This is a genomic window from Limosilactobacillus agrestimuris (genome assembly GCF_943193105.1).
Lineage (GTDB): Bacteria > Bacillota > Bacilli > Lactobacillales > Lactobacillaceae > Limosilactobacillus > Limosilactobacillus agrestimuris.
Genome location: NZ_CALPCW010000001.1, coordinates 180,623 through 199,438, shown reverse-complemented (window position 1 = coordinate 199,438; position 18,816 = coordinate 180,623). Strand labels below are relative to the sequence as shown.

Here is an 18,816-nt window from a genome sequence, read left to right as displayed (position 1 = left end):
AGTGGCCTGGGTCGTTTCCGTTATGGTAGACTGCTTGCCTTAAGTGCCACCGTATCCTGGTGGGTGACCGGGGAAGCCGCTACCGTTGCCACAGACTGGTCGTTACTGTCGGCCAGCTCTGCATTACTACTGGCGTGGGCGGTTGTGTTTCCAGCAACAACAATGCTAGTTCCTAATAAAACGGAAGCAACTCCAATACTAAGTTTGCGCAAACCGAACCGCTGCTGCTCTTGCATATGGCTGCGTTGATATTCCTGTTTATTATATTTAACCAACATATTTCCTCCTTTAAGTTAAGTACAATTAAATTATAGTTAAATATACACTGTCTGATAAGACCTAAAATAACTTTAGCTCATCCTAGAATAGTTTATTTAGGGTCTTCCAAAAAGTGATTGACGGCCAGCTGATCGTAATTGAAATAACGGTTCTACAATTTTAAATACTGATAGATTTAACATCAGTGCTTATTTTGATTTTCTACGAATAGTCATTTCTTTATATTTAGTACCGTTCAAATGCTGTTACATCGGTATTCCGCTGTCAAGTTAAAAAGCAACATTATTCGCAAGGATGGCAAATGCTAACTTATCAGCGTTTGAACTGCCAGTCAGCTTCTCTGCTGTTGCATTTTTAATAAACTTAGTAGCATCGACTTCAGTTAAAGTTAATTTCGAGTTAACTGATGCACCCTCAGCCGTTGCCCAAACTACTGGAATAATATTTTCGCTAGGGGCTTTACTTTCTGCTAATGCATTTTCAGCATCAGCGCTAACACTAGTAAGTGTAGTCACTCCTAACGTTACCAATACGGTAAATGCTAGTTGCCTACTGCTCCTTTGCCTTGTATAATTTATAATTTTTGAATTTTGGAATTGCTCTTTATTGTTGATTGTTTTTACTCATTTTCGACTCCTCAATCGCTCTATTTTAAGTAGAATCTTCCCATGATTAAGTAACAAGCAATCTACTTAGTCACTAATGATTGGAGATAATCACTATTATCACTTCGGGGGGCATTTTATCTAGCTGAATATAAGTCTATATATAAACTTTTTACCAGTTTATAATAATTATTCTTTTACAAAAATACGTAAGATTACTATAATTATTACATAATTAACAGGATTCGAATTTGAAAGGATGATTTACATGTGTACCGCACTTAGTTTTACTGTTGATGGTCACCATTATTTTGGTCGTAACTTTGATTACGAGCGATCTTACGGGGAAGAGGTAGTGATTTCACCAGCGAATGATCCCATTAATTTTTATCAAATGCCCACACTGGAACACCACTATCCACTTCTCGGTATTGCAGCGGTTTTCGATGGCACACCACTCTTTTTCGATGCGATGAATGACCAGGGCTTAGCAATGGCTGGATTAAATTATCCGGATAATGCTTACTACCGTGATTCAATCGCGGGAAAGGATAACATCGCTTCTTACGAAATTATTCCCTGGGTTCTTGGTCAATGTTCGTCTATCCAAGAAGTTAAGCAGTTATTAGCAAAGGTTAATATCACTAATCACGCTTTTAGCGCCCAATTAGAACCGGCTACCCTTCACTGGATTATTACTGATCGGCAGACGAGTGTCGTTTTGGAAAGTGATCAGGATGGTATTCATGTTTATGATAACCCTGTCAGTGTCCTCACTAATAACCCTTCCTTCCCTAAGCAGCTTTTCAATTTAAACAATTATCGTGCTCTTTCCGCTAACAATCCAGATAATACCTTCAATAGTCAAGTACCATTACTGGATTACAGTCGTGGCCTCGGTACCCATAATTTACCTGGTGGGATGGATTCAGCAAGTCGTTTTGTTCGGGCTACCTTTACTAAGTATAATACTGTTTGGGCTAAAACTGATGAATTGTCTAACGTAACCGAACTTTTCCACATTATGCATTCCGTTGAACAACAAAGCGGTAGTGACCAGGTAGCTGATAATCCGGCAAAATTTGAATACACGATCTACACGGTTGGCTACAACCTTGATCAAAGGCAGCTTTATTACACTACTTACACTAATAACCAAATCAACCATGTTGACCTCAACAAGATAGATGCACAAGGTGACCAGATGATTACCTACCCATTTGTAGAGGAACAAGCTATTAATCAAATCAACTAATTATCTACTTGGTGCGTTTCGGCAGCCACCTAGTTCACTGATAATTAGTCAAAATAAATGAGACTGGAAAAACTTCTAGTCTAAAATAAAAACCGGATGATGAACCGTTTTCAGATTCATCATCCGGTTTTTATGTACACAGGAAATCATTCCTAATATGATGTACCCCTAAAAAGCAAACAACAGGAGCGATTTCCATATATCAAGATTATACCATAGGGCAAAACCAAATTCGACTAAACTATAACTATGATCTATCACAGAATCATGTTGTGCGACCAATTAATGCTTTTGTCAATTCAATTCCTCAAAATGTCTTGTTAACGGAATACGTAGCGCCCTTCGCATCACATCCAGCGATTATGCTTAAAATCCTATTACTTGCCTACTCACGGCAAACTTATTCTGGAAGAAAGATTGAAATGATGTTGGATAAGAGTCTACCAATACGTTGGCTGGCCCATGATTATACTTATAGTTACCACACCATCAATAACTTTCGGCGTAGTCAACACGCTAGCAACCTGTTATCCCTACACAACCTATCAAAAGGAACAGAAACGTAAATTCAAAAACGATCTAACCAAATCACAAAATTGGCAGTATAATGCCAAAGATGATTATTACATTGATCATTTAGAAGTCTGTTTTAGTTTTTATCGATATAGTAAGCGAACCAATAAAAACTAAAACGTGATTTCAAACTCTATCAGTCTGATAAACATCAACTGTCAGTGCACTTAGATAAATTGGCAAAGCCCCCCATATAGGTTAATCCGACCTAGAATTATTACAAGGCTATAGTAAAAGCAATCCTCTCAAGTGACAAAATTAAGGCAATCTATCGTCGACGAAAGTTCGACATTGAGCCAGTCCTTGGACACATAAAGAGGAATTTTAGTATACACCGAACTCATTTACGTGGACAACGGGCTGTGAAAATGGAAGCGTGACAGAAGTCATTTATAATTTCGTCTTCACGCCCCTTTGTGTACTGCGCTGTTCGTCTTTTATCTAAGTAATAGTGCTTATTGGGCCAGTCAATTAACCGATTAAGGGCTTATTTTATAAAGAATCTAAAATCCGGACTATGATTTTGAAGCGTTTCAAAATCATAGCCCGGATTTCAATGCTAGAGGGCTAAAAATTAATAGTTAATTCCCAGCAGCATTTCATCCCAATGTCTATACTGAATTTTGCTACCAAATATTTAATAATAAGTATCAATTTTGATAGGGTTTTTGGTAGGGAACAACCCGATTTTTGCTTATTTTTGAATTAGCATAGTTCCGACAAATGCCGTTATATTGGGATTCCTTCTCCTAGCGCAATAGTCGACTGCGGGGTCGTAGCAAGCTGTGCATTAATTACTGGATTACCGCCAGCATCGGTTGGAATATCATCACGCAATTTTAGTCCTTGAACTACATAAGGAATCTGAACAACGTAAGAATCACCGATGTCTTTAGGATTATCTTCACTAATTGGCCCACCACTAAATGTATTTAAACATCAATCCAATGAATACCGATTGTGCTAGTATCAACTGTCCCTAATACCTTGTAAGAAAAGGCTGTCGAAGTGGGTGCTAAATTATTATAAAGAATCGTAGAGAAATCATTACCATTAACGTCAGGGATATTAAAATCTAGCGTGTCCCCTACTTTATTTACATAGTAGAAGGTATTTGGCTGAAGCTGTGATTGGGGTTCAACCATATATTGAATCTGAACATCGGTACTTGTGCCATCCGTATACATTACTTTAATCGTCCCAGATAATTGAGTAGAAGCCACTTCCATCTTGTTGGTTAGCAGTTGGAACGTCGTTTGCCCAAGAAACAGTCGCCCCGCCTTTAAGTAAAGTATCACCGTTTTGAAGGAATTTTGAAGCAATATTTGTTAAATCGGTTCCAGCAATAATTTTCGCTAAATTAAAATTAGAGATTGACAAAATAAAATGAGAATGTTTTAATAAAGCCATCATTTAACGAAGGGAAAGATAAAGCATGACTACACGTTCACTAAGTACCAATTATTATCGCTATGCTCAGCAACTTTAATGTCTGCACAATGATGGTGCGGGCAAATCTGTTCGCACCTCAGCATGGTTGTATTTAGTGAACTATTGCTAGGTGAGATCAAACCTAGTAATGGTGAGTCATCTCGATAAATTCCGTCTTTCTATTAGACCGCCAGCTAGATTGAGCAGTATTTGCCCGCGAGCTGGTGGTTTTTAATATTTAAGGAGAAAGATACTAATCATCCAGAGCCCAAATTCAGTTTTGGTGAAAGTTTACTAGTCCTCCTCGGGATCCTTTATATTCTAGGTTACCTGATCATTGTCAAGAAGCAGGAACCGCAAGCACCGCTCTTCATTTCGTTCATGGTGCTCGCCGTTTACGGTCACTTGCGAGGCTTTAAGTGGCAAACAGTGATGGACGGCATGCGGGAAGGGCTCCGTGCCGGGGTTGACCCACTAGTAATCTTCCTTTCGATTGGGGTTTTGATTGCAACCTGGATCTTTTCGGGAACCATCCCCACAATCATGTACTTCGGTTTCAAAATTATTTCCGTTAAGTTCTTCCTACCGACCGTCTTCATTGTCTGTACCTTAGTTGGGGTTGCCTGCGGAAGTTCATTTACTACCGTCTCCACCATGGGGATTGCCTTTATCGGGATTGGTGCTACCTTACAGATCAACCCTAGACTAACTGCTGGGGTCATCGTTTCAGGAGCTTTCTGCGGTTCTAACATCTCCCCACTTTCTGGTACTACTAACTTAGCCGCCAGTGTTGGTGAAATTAGCATCTACAAGCATATCCAATCATTGCTCACTACTGATATTCCTGCTTGGGCGCTCTGTCTAGTTCTCTACACATTCCTCGGTTGGAACTCAAAAAACGTTAGCCTTGCCGCTGTCCACCAGATGATGAACGGTTTGAGTAACGGCTTCTGGGTTTCCGGTTGGGCCTTATTACCAGTCCTTCTCTTAGTCGTCCTAGCAATCCTTCAAGTCCCAGCAATTCCGTCATTAGGTCTGGGATCCCTCTTTGCCGTACTCCTCGGCTGGCTTCATGCACCAAGTACTAGCATTTCGACGATTACCAAGACGATTATGACTGGTTTCGTTTCCCACACTGGTAACAAGACAATTGACACCCTGCTTTCTAAGGGGGGAATTTCAAGCATGTTGACTTCACTTGCTTTAATCGTTTTTGCCCTAGCATTAGGTGGTTTGTTAATTAAATTCAACATCATTAGCACAATTATTAACCACCTTACCGGAATCGTAAAAACTCCTGGTCGGCTTTCGCTGGCAACCGCCATTACCTGTATCGGGGTTAACCTGTTAGTCGGTGAACATTACCTTGCCATCATCCTGCCCGGTCAATCATTCTTACCTTCATTTGATAAGCTTGGTTTGAAGCGGGTCGACCTCACACGGATCCTTAACGATGCTGGAGCCGCGGTCAACGCCATCGTTCCGTGGAGTGTTTCCGGAGTCTTCATCGCAACTACCCTCCAAATCAACCCACTGCAATTTATTCCATGGACGTTCTTCCCATTCCTCGTAACCATCTTGACTGTTGTTGCCGGGATGTTGGTTAAGATTCCACAAAAGCAGGTTAATACGGTAGAAGCTTGATTGGTCGATCAGACTCAGTAATTTCAAGCTTAAAAGCCACTCATCGGATTGCTTCGATGAGTGGCTTTTCTCATTTAATATCTAAAAATATCCAAATTCAGCTCGTGACTAATCATTTCAAGTAATGCTAAACCAGCAACACTATTTCCGGCTTGATCCAAGGCCGGGCTAAAAATACCAATCCCGTATTTAGGGGCACTGGCGACTAAGCCACCACCAACGCCACTTTTCGTCGGGATTCCGATTTTTACAGAATAGGTCCCTGACTCATTATAGAGACCAGTCGTCATCATGACTGACTTAGCATAGGTCGCCGCATCACTAGAGATTAATCGCTCGCCATTCCATGGGGCAATTCCATCATTGGCAAGGACCGCCCCTAGGTTAGCTAGGCTTTCACAGGTCACCATCATTGAACACTGCTTAAAATACGTCTCCAGACTTGTCGTAACATCGTTTGCCAAGGTTTCCTTCGCCTTCAAGTAATAGGCAAGTGACCGATTCATATCTCCCGTTCGTAATTCAGATTGATAAATTTCTTCATTCAGGGTGATTTGCGGGTCATTGCAAATCTGCCGTGTAAAGTTAAGGATCCGGTCAAATGGTGAAAGTTGATCTTCTTCTTCAATCAGCGACGAAATCAAGATCGCTCCACTGTTAACAAACGGGTTGAGGGGCTTGGTTTCCTTGGTAATTTCCATGTTTAAAACCGTGTCAAAGGCAAAACCAGTTTGGCGGGTTCCCACCTGATCCTCCACTGCAGTTAGACCGAGGCATTCAATTGCATAAAGAAGGGTAATCACTTTAGAGACACTCTCGATCGCAAAACGGATATTGGCTGTCCCAGCACAGACTTTTTGAGCACGATCAACATTGAAAAGACAGACACCAAGCTGGTAAGGATCGACCTTCGCTAGGGCTGGGATATAGGTTGCCACCTTCCCCTCATCGATCCGCTTCCAGCATGCTTGAATTGCATCATTTAAATTTAACTCCATCTGATCATCTCCATCCCACAGACTTTCTTAATTATCTTATTATTGCTTTTTTACCGGTAAGCGGAGAACTGTTTTTAACTTAGCTGGTTGCGTGCGTCGGGGATCAGATAAGTAGATTTCATGGTGATGACGATGATCATTAATGTCTAGTTGGAGATCATTATTTGCAATAAACTCATGCAGCTTTTCAACGGTCGCTGGTTCATCATCGTATGGTCCGACGTGTAATATTTGCACACACAGCCCCTCTAGTGGCGGAACAACAAAGTCAAAGTACCCCGGAATCTGGTAATCGCCCTTTTGCTCATCTTGATTGTATAAGCAATCCCATAGAGAAGCTAAAGTGCCTGGCTATATTCGCCATCTTCAGCGTTGGGATCACCTTTCCCCTGCATTGCAAGGTAATTCATTGGCGGAACTTTGATGATTGCTGGTCGTTTTCCCGGACAGTAAAGTTCTTTTTGTTCTTTTTAAATTCGTATGTCATTGGTTTATCCTTTATAACTTTTTATATTCTCGAATCTATTTTATATCTGTTTATATCTTGATTCGAGCTTTATATCTGTTTATATCTTCAAACTTAATAAAAAAATGCCCAATACCGTTTGCTGGGCATTGAGCACTATTTTTCTTTCTGGTTTCCCAGCTCCCAAAAGGCCAGAGCCGAAGCCGCAGCCACATTCAAGGAGTCGACTCCCGGTGCCATTGGGATCTTAATTGTAAAATCACTTTGCGCAATCGTTTTTTCTCTTAGCCCCGGACCTTCTGAGCCAAGAATAATAGCAAGCCTGGTTACTTCATCCAACTGCGGATCGTCGATATTAACGGTGTTGTGCCGTAATGCCATCGCTGCGGTTCGGTAACCCAACTGATGAAGGAGACTAATTCCTTCTGTTTGCCAGAGTTTCGCATCAACATAGGTCCACGGTACTTGAAAAACTGTTCCCATTGATACACGGGAAGCCCGTCGATAAAACGGATCAGCAGAATCACTCGTCACAATTACGCCATCGATTTCAAGAGCCGCTGCTGAACGAAAAATCGCCCCAATATTAGTTGGATTGACTACCCTTTCAAGAACCGCAATTCTTGGATGTTCTTTCGGCATCGTTGCTAAAAAGCTAGCTAGACCTGGCCGCTTTACCCGATGCATTACGGCTAATGCTCCCCGCAAAAGATTGTACCCAGATAACTGGCTAAGCAACTCGCTACCAACCACATAAATTGGTGTTTGCCCTAAGCCACTCGTTTGGTTTGCCGCCATTTCGTGATCCAAATCAGCTAGATCACGTTCTAGCGCCTTTTCCTCAACCAAAAGAGAGGCTGGTTGATACCCTGCTCGTAAAGCCCGTTCAATCACCTTTGGACTTTCCACAATAAACAGTCCAGGTTGCGGTTCTAAGGCATGGAAGAGCTGGGCTTCATTAAGGCGAACGTAAGGATCCAAATCGGGTCTTGCTAAATCTGTAAGAAAAATTAAGTTATGCATTCTAAATCTACCTTATCGTTTGTATTAAGTGACGAGTATTTATTTTAACGCTTTTTTCCTAATGTGATTACTAATTTCATTCCTATAAGTGGCTTGATTCACTTAACTACCTTCACCCTTTTAGAGAGGGTAACGGACGAACAACTAGATTATTCATTCAATTATTAGCCGCTAACCATGCTCAATATATCGACTACAATTGCCAAGATAGTAAAGTCATTGACGCCCTGAATCAATCCAACCTAATTAAGCTTCAAGAGTTTATTAAAATCACAAATGTCAAGAGTGATTAAAAATCATTGGCTAAGGCTGCTAAACAGCAATTGCTTGATATTAAGAAAGTAAGTAGTAAAAAATATCAATAATTTTATCAAGAGCACAAAAAGCACTGCATGGTAGAAATTTATGCAGCGCTTTTTTTATTATTCGTATTCAAATGATGATGCCCGCAACCGGCCCTATAATGACGCTATTTCAAAGCATTATTATTTATTTTGGTAGGGTTTTGGTAGGGAACCTTATTTCGTAGAATGAATATTTTGATTGCCTGTGAATCGTAATCGATTCTCTTTCGCTGGTTGAAACTTAATATTACCTTCCATTTCATCCGCAATTGTTTCATCATTCCGTGGCCAAAGATGAGCATAATATTTTAATGTAATCTCCGGGCTTGAATGACCTAGCCGACGTGATACTGTTAATACATCAGCATTAAATTCGTTGATAAGGTAACTAACGTGACTATGACGTAATCCCTTTGCTTGAATCGGTTTTACACCAGCTAGTTTAGCAAAGCGTTTCACTATCAATGGAATTGTTGTTCTACTCATCGGCGTATCATCATACGACATAATAAAGTTATGAACTCCGTGCTTCTCTTGATCTTTTCGCCAATCCTTTAAGACACGAATTGTATCATTATCTAATGAAATAGTTCGGATTCCATTAATGGTCTTAGTATAAGGTTTGATTACATAGTCATGCTTGTTCTTCATTTCAAGCGTCTTATGAATTTTCAAACGATGCCGCTTAAAGTCAACATCATCATAAGTTAAAGCTAAACCTTCACTAACCCGCATTCCGCAGGTAAAGTAAAGATACAAAATCACAAAACACATATGTTGATAATAATCTTTGGTATAAATCACTGATAAGACTTTCTCAAATTCAGCCTTAGTCCAATAATCAACCATGGTCTTCCCTTTATTAATCGCCTTAGTCTTGCGAGAAGGATTATTAACTAGGAAATCCATCCGAACAGCATAGTCTAATGTGTTACGAAATAAGCAGTAAACCATGCTAGCAAAGCCTTGAGAATAGCCACTCTTTCCTAATAAATATACTCGGAACTTTTCACAATCAAGTGGCCTTATTTCTCTCAATTTCTCATCACCAAACCATTTCTTCAAGTGCTTGAAAGTACTCTGACGGCTCTTAAACGTACTATTCTCAACATCTGATTCATACGATGGAATATAGAAATCATCTAAGAAATCACTATAGCTTAAGCTGTAATTGGAAAAACCGTTTCGTGCCTGATACTCATTTTTGATGCGAAGTGCTTCCTTATACGCATCATGTGCTGATGTAAACTTATGATGATGGACATCACGTCGTCCCTTTTTCTGGATCCGCTTCCCCGTTAAGTTATCATGTCCTAACTCTAACTGATAGTAAAAATGCCCATTCTTGTCGACATATACATTGGGGTACCGAGTCTTAGTATTAGCCATTATTATCGGTACCTCCAAATAAAGGAAAACCAATAATTTTTTCAACAGCATAAGCAGGAACAACCCCAATTCGTTTTCCATTATAAAGAGCTAACCCATCATTAACAAGATTAATCTTAGCTTGATGAATAATTTCCCGAGCTTGGTGCTCCTTAAACCCAACAGCCATCAAATCCTTATAATTAGCCGTTTGCTTTGCCATTACGACGACCTCCTTCCTTTTCAGGTGAAATCGTGTAATAATCATGGTAATGACGATTTTGGTTTGAGAATTTCGTTGTTGAGGACTTTGCATTGCTTTGGCGGGCGGCAAAGTCTTTTTTATATGCTAAGCTATCACACCAAGCATCATAAATATCAACATATCTCTGATCAAAGAACATGTCATGGCTAAGGTAATAGTTTTTATTAACCTCCATTACATAACCAATTAAAGCCACCCTGTTTTTTGGTAATGGATAACGCCGATCACCAGATGAGTAAATGAACCTAATATTCATTAAGTTGCATAGCTCATATTTCCCTGATTTCCAACGCATATCAGCTTCAAAACTAATGCGTTCACCGGGAATTAATTGACCTAGTGATACAAAGCTTTCACTATAGTCTAATTCAAACTCACTAGCTACAAATACCCTATTAACCACGTGCCACTTAAGGTTACTTAAAAAAATCTTTGGGACTAGGAGTTGCCGAAAATTATCTTGACCTAGCCCAACACCACAGAAAGTCCCAATAAATTGCAACTTAGCTTCCAACAATATCAACCCCTTTCTTTATTGTTCAACTTTAAAAGCGGCAATGTTTTCATTAGTTTGAATTGCAAAATACTGACTACTAATGCTCGTAGCATTTGACGTTGAAGCCTTGTTAAGCTCCTTCCAAATTGCCGCTGTTTGACCGGCATTCACCAGTTTCATTGCTTCCGGAGTCAGACGCACCGTTTTGATTTCATCAAAGCCAACCTTTTCAATAGGAACTTCGTACCCTTTAAGTAAAGCGTCCAGCTGATTTAATGATGGTTCGACATGCGCCTTATCCTTATCAGTACCAGGCCACAAAAATAACTTGGTTCGCCCTAAAATAGTAATTAAATTCTGGCTAGGTGCAGCAATTTCATTATTACCAAACATGGTATGAACAAGTGCAGTACTGACCGTTTCTAGTACTGGGTCATGATTACCGTTGTACTGAACCAGGAAGTTACAATGATCAGGTATAAATCCCTCAATTTCATCAAGTAACTGTCCTGGATGCTGTTGAAACGCCAGTTTAGTTTGGGATTTCAACTTAGAAATCATTGCGATAACTTTTTTAGCAATTTTTTCCATCGCGGCTTCACTTAAATCATCATTAATCACTGTCCGAAAAACATGAACACTATCTTTTGTATGAACATAGTCATAGTGGTCTACATGCAGACCCGACGGTTTAAAATTAATGATTGAAACTTTAATAGACGTTCCTGCTCCATTTGCGGTTGGAGCTAAAGTAATGACAAAGGGTAATCGTCTTAAAATCTGACTTAACTGGGATACATAATGCTTGCCAGCTTCTATATCACCAGTAACTAAATTCCAGTCACCATCATCTTTGCGAAGGTACCCAAGACTCGACACCCCTTCGGCATACCTCAAAACGCCCGTCACGTAGTCAGAAATACCATGTTCAAACACATTGGTGATGAAAGTGTGCTTGAGATTCCAAGGCGACTTGTTGTGGAAACGCGATCCAATGTACGGTATTTTGTAAGGATCCAACAAGTCCTTAAGCTGTGACCACCCGAAGCTTGCCGGACTCAGTTCATCCATGATCACCGACGTTTCACTTTCATAATTTTGAAAAGGATCAAAGGTAATTTGCCTATTCCGTGTCACCACTTGAAATGGCTTACGATATTTATCCATTAAAAGGGCCATTGTGTTGGCTAATCGTGTTTTTCCAATTCCACCTTGTGCGGCAAAAACACAGTAAGTTGTCATGCTTCTCACTGCGGCTGGATCAGACATGATTGCTTGCTCCTCGGTCTGTAAAATTCGCGTTAGCCGATCCACAAAATCCTTATCTGATAGAAGTGCATCAGCGTCATTATCATCAAATGCAGCGTGAATCAACATCTGACTGTCACTAAACTCAATTTTCTTAGACCTAATCCATAAAATTAAGGTGTTTAAAATCAGTTGTTTGGACTTTTTAGTAAAAATGAACTTACGAGGTTCTTTTTTCCCAAGTCGACGAAAAGCCACAACTTGACTTACTGTCAAGGCCTTTTCACCTAAGTGATCACCAACGTACTTTTCTAAAATGTGATGAGCCCGGCAGTATGCAGAATGCTCAAGATGATACAACACTTGACTCTTAGAGTTATCAGCTACCGCCTCATTATCGTAAACGTCAGCAATACTGTCGTAAGTTCGCCCTTCATCATCAGGTAACCATGAGATGACTTCCGTTGATGAGTAAGTAGCCTTTCGTGGGTCATGAACGGCTGCTTTGCTCTGGTGAACCAGGTAACGTAGCGACGCACCGTAGTCAACAGGGACTGTGTAATTTTTAATAGCCCCACTTAACGTGCTAAGGAATGCTTCTGCTCGTTGACTCATGTTCTTAGCGCTACTACTGTGACCTTTAATCCAAGAAAATGTTTCAGTAATATCGTCAAAGTTGTACCCCATCAGCTTCATCATCTGGTAACGACTCTTCTGTGCTGAAAGAGCAATGACAGCATGGATGTGAGATTCTTTCAACCGGGGTTCACTTGTCCACCCAACCTCTTCGCGGTCCCGCGTATGCGCGATCATGAAAGCTTGGATGTGACGGTCGCGATGGGTGTGTCTCAACTCATCATGAACAATCTTCTCAATGTGTTTAGCCTGAACACCAGCGTAGCCATCCAAAACAGGTTTGCCTTCTTGGTCTCTCTTAACCAGCTCGCCAGTACTATTCCACGCGCTACCAAAATTACTAATGTTTTGCAACCGGGAATCGCCAGTTAACCGTTCACGGCGTTTAACAAGTTTCCCAGTAGTATTTTTCGAGTCAGTCTTGAGAAAAATCTCTTGTTCCAATTCACCAAACTGGTCGCCGGGTAAATCACCAGCATATCGCTGGTACACCGGCGAATATTCTGGATTATTGACGTCAACAATTCGCGGTAGACACATATCGTAAATGTAGTGTTTACTGATCGCCCACCGGCGTGAAGATTCCGCTAAATCATCAACAATCTGCTTGTAATGCCAGGCGACTTTAACATTCGTAACATTAATTGCGCCATCACTCTGCGACAGTGGTAGCTGGGTAAGCACATCCACAATTGCCTTATGTAAAGGCACACTTGAGTGCTTCATACGTGCTAACATCTGTTCAGCGGCCTTCCGCTTCTTATCTAAATTTTGATTAATTGTTGCCTTTTTTGTCACAGCTAAAACTTCCTTCCTTATTAATTCGGCAAGTGGTAATAAGCCCTATCAAATCAGCAATACACTTTAATCCGCTTGCCTTTCTAGTCTTGGAACGCCACGCCATCAAGAATAAAATTACCCATTATAATGGTGTTTTAACCTCTTTCCAAACTAATTCGTTTGGGGCTGCTTGACGGAGCGGCAGTGACGGCGTTGTAAACGCCGTTAGCAATGTGATATTCTTCTTTCTGATCTTTTTTTAAGTGACCACTATCCAAGCCTTCTTCCTAAAATCTTTTCCAAAAGGTACAATGATGATGGATGTGCGTATGACATCAGCCATCGTCATTAGTTTTACACCTAATTAATCCATAAACCGTTTCAGTGAAATTCACCTAATTGCAGCTATTTTCATCTTTAAAGGGGGGGAGAGTAGTAATGAGTAAGCAAATGCCTAAATTAACTTTTGCTCAAATTGTCAAAATATTTAAGGACAACACTCCATTTACACAATTTGAAGTAATAAATAACCTTTTAACTTGGATAACTAATACTGAAAAGGTTCCTGAGGATGATCTTAAAATTTCACGAGCTACCGCAAGTAGATATGCTCGTGGAGAAAATATTCAACACATTGCTAATAAGATACAAGGACAATTTGACAAGGATAAATTCAAGCAAAATATTCAAAAAATATCTAATATCAGCCGGGCCAAATTAAGAGACGCCCTTTTAGAGCAAGGCTTCGACAAAAAAATTTATCCTGGTGGTGTTGCCGATATTTTATTTGAGCAATTAAAGAGGGTTATTGCCGATGCCGATGCTTGGGGAAATTCTTCAAAACTTTCTTCAACTTCTATAAACTCTCCAGTAAGTAAATCAATTAAAAAAGGCCTCAAAAGGCCTTCAAATCAATATAAACTTGTGGTTTCAATTTTCAGCAAAAGATTTCATGATAATTTCTTCAAACAGCATTTTTCAGTACTTGTGACCCATCAAAACCCTGCTCAAAACACAAATGATAGTTTTATCATCTCTAAAAGCCAATGGGAATCCCAGAAAGAAAATTTTATGCACGCCGGCATAATCATTTTCCACTTCATATACACGCACGAAGATAAATCTAGAGAGTCACCCTTTGGTCAATTCAGCGACTATGAATTTCCAAACTACATCACCGATAGTAAAAGCTGCCAAATTATTACAAATAAAGATGGCGAGGAAGTTTACGCAGATAAAAACGGCAATTATTTAACAGATGAAGACGGTAACTATATTAAAGTCATGAGACAATTAAAAGAAATCAACCCAGCCATTCCATCATTCGCCTATATCTGTGAAATCACATCTTTTGAGGAATTCCCAATAGATGATGATAAAGTAAAAATCACTTTTGAATACCATCGAATTTGTAAAATATCATTTCTGAACCTAGTGGATAATCATGGACTGTTGGGCATACCAAAACATCTATTTTACAATCAAAAAAACACCTACAAATTTATTTCAGATCTAAACTTCATACCGCGACTCAAAACCGTTATGGAAAGTAATCCGGATATTGACCCTAGTTCATTAATTTAAGAATCTTCATGCCACGCAAGCGTGGCCTTTTTTGTCTTCGTACCAAACGAAACGGAGGCATTACTATGGATTCACATTATGATGTAGAAAACATAAAGATATATAACTATTTAGATGAAGAAACTAAAGATGTGGTCAGCTATATTAAAGGTAATCTGGATTTAAGCACGCTAATTAAATTAAGCAATCACGACAGAGATGCGTTAATCAGCTCGATCACGGAATTACTGGATGCTGAGGATAGTATAACCGGTAACGGGTCTGGTTCTTATTCATGTAATGAGCTAAAAGCTGAACGCTGCCTTTATGGTAATTGGAAATTAATACAAGAAGCTATCACTACTATTTGTCCTGATTCAAATGTAACAGATTGTAGTCCCGAGCAACTAGACGTCTTAGTTCGGGTATATGTATTGGAAAAGGCTGTAGATAAGGCCCTACATATATTAATGAATGATTAAATAAAAAGAAGACCCGCAAATTTGACGGGTCTTTATTTATTAAACGAATTAATTATTCTTACGAAAGACTGACTTAAAATATCGGCCTGCTTGCCTTCTAGACTATATAGTAAGGAAACTAGTTTTTCGATGTTCGGGTTGTCTTTCACATCATCACTTTTGACTAAACTTGTTAATGGAACACTGAGGGCTTGAGCTAATTTAGTTAGATTTTTCAAACTGATGTTTTGATTATCTGACCACTCAACACGAGAAACAAAATTAATTGATAACCCCGCTTTTTCAGCCAGGCCTTGTTGTGTTAACCCTGCCGCATTCCGGTACCGTTTTATATTATCTCCGATTGACATAAAAATCACCTAATCATTTTTTAACTACAAATTAATGTATAAAGGTGAATTTTATAACGGCATGTTATTACAATTTAGCAAAATGATATAGTTAAAATATTAGTGTTTTTATTTTCACTATTATTTAAATAGAAACAATACTATAATGATTATGTACACTCATTTGTACTTTAATGGCTATTAAATACACGAAGGAGAGGACGTATATATGTCTAATAATAAAGCTATTGTTAAAAAGGTTTCCAAGATCACATTAGCCACTGCGGCAACGGTGGCTGCGGGGGCTGTGGCAACTAACACGGCACATGCGGATGCTACCACACCAGCCAATGATCAACAGCCAGCCGCTTCGCAACAGACCCAAAACCAATCCGTTTCGAGTTTGAAGCAGGCCCAAGACCAAAGCCGGGCCAACTATGCAAAGGCTAACGAAGCGCAAAAGCAAGCGCAAAGTAACTACAACCAAGCTTCCGATGCTATCAAGGCGGCTAGCGACGCACAAGCTCAATTGACGCACGACCAAGCCTTACAAGATAAGGCCCAAGCTAACGTCAACCAGGCGACCCAACTCGAACAAAAAGTTGAAACAACTGCTAAGCAACAAGGCATTGACGTTAACAGTGTTACCAACGCACAACACCAAGCCCAAACGGCACAGGCTAACGCTGACAGTGCACAGGCCAAGGCTAATCAAGCACAAACTGATTTGAGCAACGCTCAAAAGGCTAGTGACCAAGCTAATGCTGACTTGCAAAAGGCGCAAGGAATCCAACAAGCCGCTACCAAGTCCGTTAACAATGCGCAAGCTAACTTGACTACCGCCCAACAAAACGTGGACGCTTTGAGCAATCAAGGCCAAGCCATCAATGACGCGGCTAACAAGGTTAGCCAAGCTAAGACCGCCAAGACCAACGCCGACAACGACGTCAACACCAAACAAAGCGCCTTTAATAGCGCCAAGACTAAGTTAGACAACGATCAAACTAAGTTGAGCAACGCCGGCACTGATGTTCCAGGAAATGGTGATAATAGCAGTCAAACAACTAATGAAACCATGTCCGCTAACTTTAACCGTATCAACCAAGAATATGCAAACGAAAACCCAAGCAGCAATGCTATCTACCTTAATGGTAATAGTAAAGTTCCTGCAATGACTCATTTTCGTGGCCTAGACTTAAGCACAGTTGACTCCAACCACTGGTACGGACGTAATGACATGAACTATTATCAAACCGATCCAAATCTTCGACATGTATTTACCCAAACCAGTACTGATGAACATAATTATCTTGAAAAAGATGCATCAATTAATTTAACCAACTATGTACTTGAATTAGTCAATCCGATTCGGGTAAGCAAGGGCTTAAAGCCATTGACTACAAATATGCAACTTATTAACAATGCATACAATCTCACCAAAACCCACAATGTTGAGCCACCAATGTCTCAAGCACAATGGGATGCACAACAACAATTATTGAAGCAATTCAATATCAATGATAACACCCAAGTAGATATTACCAATGCCTTTGGGAATATGCTAGGCAGTCATAATCGGGTTGACAGTCCATCATACGGTTGGCAATCAATGGATAATTTACACCGCGGTGCCTACGAAGGCTTGACGCAACTCTATACTGATAGTAATTTTGGATATCTGTTATCAGATTCAAATGATGACAATGCCATTGCAGTCCAAGTCCAAGAAGGTAATCTAAGTATCTTCTATGCTACGCCTGTTTCCAACGCATCTGCTAACACTACCGCTCTCCAAGCCGCTGTCAACCAAGACAAGCAAGCTTTGGTCCAAGCTCAATCAGCCCTTGCGCAAGCTAAGAATGTTCAAGCGCAAGCTGCTCAAGCCTTGCAACAGGCGCAAGCTAGCTACGCTCAATTGACTAATGGAGCTAAGGACCCAGCTACTTTACAAGCTAACTTGACCAAGGCTAAGCAAAACTTAGCCCAAGCTAAGGCCAACTTAAAAGCTGCTAACCAAGCCGTTAGTCAAGCCCAAACCAAGGCCGACCAAGCCAAGGCAAAGTTAACGGCTGCTAAGACGGCTAACGACCAAGCCCAAAGTGCCCTCAAGACGGCTCAAGATGCTCTCAAGAAGGCCAACGCGGAATTAGATCGGGTTACCAAGGGCAACCAAACCTTGTTACAAGCCATCAAGAGTGTTAAGGACGCGCAACACAACTTAGACGTTGCCAAGGCTCAAATCAAGGCTGATCAAGCACAAATTGCCAAGCTTGCGCCAGAAGCTAAGCAGGCTCAAGCTAAGATTAACGATCTCAAGCAGGCCTTAGATAAAGCCAACGCCAAGTTAGCCCAAGCCAAGGCCAACTTGATCACGGACGCCAAGGTATATGGCAACGTGGTGGAAGTCAACGATGCCAAGATGTACGCCAAGGAAGCACTCCCAAGCTTAACCTTGAAGAACGCCACGGCTGATGACCCAACCCAAAGCGAACTGGACGGCTTAATGCTCGAAATGGCTACCATGCCAGGCGACACAATTCCTACGGGTACCAAGGTAAGCTTTAAGGACAGCGCCAAGGCCTTAGCTGACAGCCAAGTACCACGCGACTACGTCGAAGATGTATTAGTTACATTCCCAGACGGCAGCACCGTTACTAAGCAAATCAAGTTGCATGTCGATGCTGCAATTGCCGGATTGCCAAGTGGCTGGAAGATTGTTAACGGTCACGTTGTAGACGCGAACGGCCATGTAATTGCTGGATACAGCGTCGATGCCAATGGGAATGTGGTGAAGATTGAAAATGATAGTAGCAAGGTTGGTGGTGAAAAGATTGCTACTCCATCAGCAACCGCTTCTGTAACTCCATCTCGTTCTTCATTACGCAACGGTCAATTGCCACAAACTGGTAATGAAAATGATAATATTCTTGCAATTGCAGGCTTAGCTATGGCAGCTATGTTCTCATTTGGCTTTGCTTACAAAAAGCAACATTAATCATATAGTAATCAAATAAAAAAGCCCGAGAGTGTA

General features: G+C 40.6%; 18 protein-coding genes and 2 pseudogenes. 8 read left to right on the top strand and 12 right to left on the bottom strand.

The features are described 5' to 3' along the window. Positions 1-20: 20 nt before the first annotated feature. Positions 21-236 carry a YSIRK-type signal peptide-containing protein gene (locus tag NFR46_RS00925; RefSeq protein WP_277612836.1) on the bottom strand — a complete coding sequence of 72 codons (216 nt, stop codon included), beginning with the start codon at positions 234-236 and terminating at the stop codon, positions 21-23. Positions 237-548: 312 nt separating this feature from the next. Then, on the bottom strand, positions 549-794 hold the full coding sequence (locus NFR46_RS00920) for a hypothetical protein (protein ID WP_251574007.1): 246 nt from the start codon (positions 792-794) through the stop codon (positions 549-551). A gap of 358 nt (positions 795-1,152) precedes the next feature. On the opposite strand from NFR46_RS00920, the gene bsh reads away from it, so the two are divergent. From bsh to NFR46_RS09485, 3 genes are all read left to right on the top strand, one after another. After that, the gene (gene bsh / locus NFR46_RS00915; protein ID WP_251574006.1) at positions 1,153-2,139 is read left to right on the top strand and encodes a choloylglycine hydrolase; all 987 of its coding nucleotides are present in this window, start codon (positions 1,153-1,155) and stop codon (positions 2,137-2,139) included. Positions 2,140-2,411: 272 nt separating this feature from the next. After that, complete coding sequence (locus NFR46_RS09490) at positions 2,412-2,705, top strand: transposase (RefSeq protein WP_251574005.1); 294 nt, start codon at positions 2,412-2,414, stop codon at positions 2,703-2,705. Between the two features lie 234 nt (positions 2,706-2,939). Further along, a complete protein-coding gene (locus tag NFR46_RS09485; protein ID WP_338146915.1) occupies positions 2,940-3,092 on the top strand; it encodes a transposase in 153 nt (50 codons plus the stop codon). Positions 3,093-3,644: 552 nt separating this feature from the next. On the opposite strand, the gene NFR46_RS00900 is transcribed toward NFR46_RS09485, so the two are convergent. Then, a complete protein-coding gene (locus NFR46_RS00900) occupies positions 3,645-3,941 on the bottom strand; it encodes a hypothetical protein (protein WP_251574004.1) in 297 nt (98 codons plus the stop codon). Next, complete coding sequence (locus NFR46_RS00895; RefSeq protein ID WP_251574002.1) at positions 3,904-4,125, bottom strand: hypothetical protein; 222 nt, start codon at positions 4,123-4,125, stop codon at positions 3,904-3,906. Before NFR46_RS00895 ends, NFR46_RS00900 begins: the two co-directional genes overlap by 38 nt. A 228-nt stretch (positions 4,126-4,353) precedes the next feature. Between NFR46_RS00895 and NFR46_RS00890 the strand changes: the two genes are divergently transcribed. Next, positions 4,354-5,787 carry a Na+/H+ antiporter NhaC family protein gene (locus NFR46_RS00890; RefSeq protein WP_420908567.1) on the top strand — a complete coding sequence of 478 codons (1,434 nt, stop codon included), beginning with the start codon at positions 4,354-4,356 and terminating at the stop codon, positions 5,785-5,787. 74 nt (positions 5,788-5,861) lie between these two features. On the opposite strand, the gene glsA is transcribed toward NFR46_RS00890, so the two are convergent. From glsA to NFR46_RS00875, 3 genes and pseudogenes are all read right to left on the bottom strand, one after another. Then, on the bottom strand, positions 5,862-6,785 hold the full coding sequence (gene glsA / locus NFR46_RS00885) for a glutaminase A (protein WP_251574000.1): 924 nt from the start codon (positions 6,783-6,785) through the stop codon (positions 5,862-5,864). A gap of 39 nt (positions 6,786-6,824) precedes the next feature. Then, positions 6,825-7,272 (bottom strand): annotated as a pseudogene (locus NFR46_RS00880) (GyrI-like domain-containing protein). A 135-nt stretch (positions 7,273-7,407) separates the two neighbouring features. Beyond that, a complete protein-coding gene (locus NFR46_RS00875; RefSeq protein WP_251573999.1) occupies positions 7,408-8,274 on the bottom strand; it encodes a TrmH family RNA methyltransferase in 867 nt (288 codons plus the stop codon). A 128-nt stretch (positions 8,275-8,402) separates the two neighbouring features. Between NFR46_RS00875 and NFR46_RS09420 the strand changes: the two are divergent. Next, positions 8,403-8,567: pseudogene (locus tag NFR46_RS09420) on the top strand (Fic/DOC family protein); the annotation flags it as partial. Positions 8,568-8,792: 225 nt separating this feature from the next. Here NFR46_RS09420 and NFR46_RS00865 read toward each other — a convergent pair. Genes NFR46_RS00865 through NFR46_RS00850 form a run of 4 tightly spaced genes read right to left on the bottom strand, consistent with a single transcriptional unit; the run spans position 8,793 to position 13,429 of the window. Continuing rightward, on the bottom strand, positions 8,793-10,007 hold the full coding sequence (locus tag NFR46_RS00865; protein ID WP_420908566.1) for a tyrosine-type recombinase/integrase: 1,215 nt from the start codon (positions 10,005-10,007) through the stop codon (positions 8,793-8,795). After that, positions 10,000-10,209, bottom strand: a complete 210-nt coding sequence (locus NFR46_RS00860) for a DUF3173 domain-containing protein (RefSeq protein ID WP_251573997.1) — start codon at positions 10,207-10,209, stop codon at positions 10,000-10,002. The genes NFR46_RS00865 and NFR46_RS00860 overlap by 8 nt, the downstream gene beginning before the upstream one ends. Further along, entirely contained in the window at positions 10,190-10,765 is a 576-nt protein-coding gene (locus NFR46_RS00855) for a hypothetical protein (protein WP_251573996.1), read from the bottom strand. The genes NFR46_RS00860 and NFR46_RS00855 overlap by 20 nt, the downstream gene beginning before the upstream one ends. A gap of 18 nt (positions 10,766-10,783) precedes the next feature. After that, positions 10,784-13,429: a hypothetical protein gene (locus NFR46_RS00850; RefSeq protein ID WP_251573995.1), complete on the bottom strand. Its 2,646-nt coding sequence runs from the start codon at positions 13,427-13,429 to the stop codon at positions 10,784-10,786. A 420-nt stretch (positions 13,430-13,849) separates the two neighbouring features. On the opposite strand from NFR46_RS00850, the gene NFR46_RS00845 reads away from it, so the two are divergent. Together NFR46_RS00845 and NFR46_RS00840 are read left to right on the top strand one after the other, a co-directional pair. Then, on the top strand, positions 13,850-14,995 hold the full coding sequence (locus NFR46_RS00845) for a hypothetical protein (protein ID WP_251573994.1): 1,146 nt from the start codon (positions 13,850-13,852) through the stop codon (positions 14,993-14,995). Positions 14,996-15,060: 65 nt separating this feature from the next. Beyond that, complete coding sequence (locus NFR46_RS00840; protein ID WP_251573993.1) at positions 15,061-15,456, top strand: hypothetical protein; 396 nt, start codon at positions 15,061-15,063, stop codon at positions 15,454-15,456. A 32-nt stretch (positions 15,457-15,488) separates the two neighbouring features. Here NFR46_RS00840 and NFR46_RS00835 read toward each other — a convergent pair whose 3' ends face one another. After that, positions 15,489-15,806: a helix-turn-helix domain-containing protein gene (locus NFR46_RS00835; RefSeq protein ID WP_251573992.1), complete on the bottom strand. Its 318-nt coding sequence runs from the start codon at positions 15,804-15,806 to the stop codon at positions 15,489-15,491. Positions 15,807-16,014: 208 nt separating this feature from the next. Here NFR46_RS00835 and NFR46_RS00830 point away from each other — a divergent pair, with 208 nt between their 5' ends. Continuing rightward, positions 16,015-18,780 (top strand): LPXTG cell wall anchor domain-containing protein, encoded by a 2,766-nt coding sequence (locus NFR46_RS00830; RefSeq protein ID WP_251573990.1) that lies wholly within the window; start codon positions 16,015-16,017, stop codon positions 18,778-18,780. The last annotated feature ends 36 nt before the right edge of the window (positions 18,781-18,816 follow it).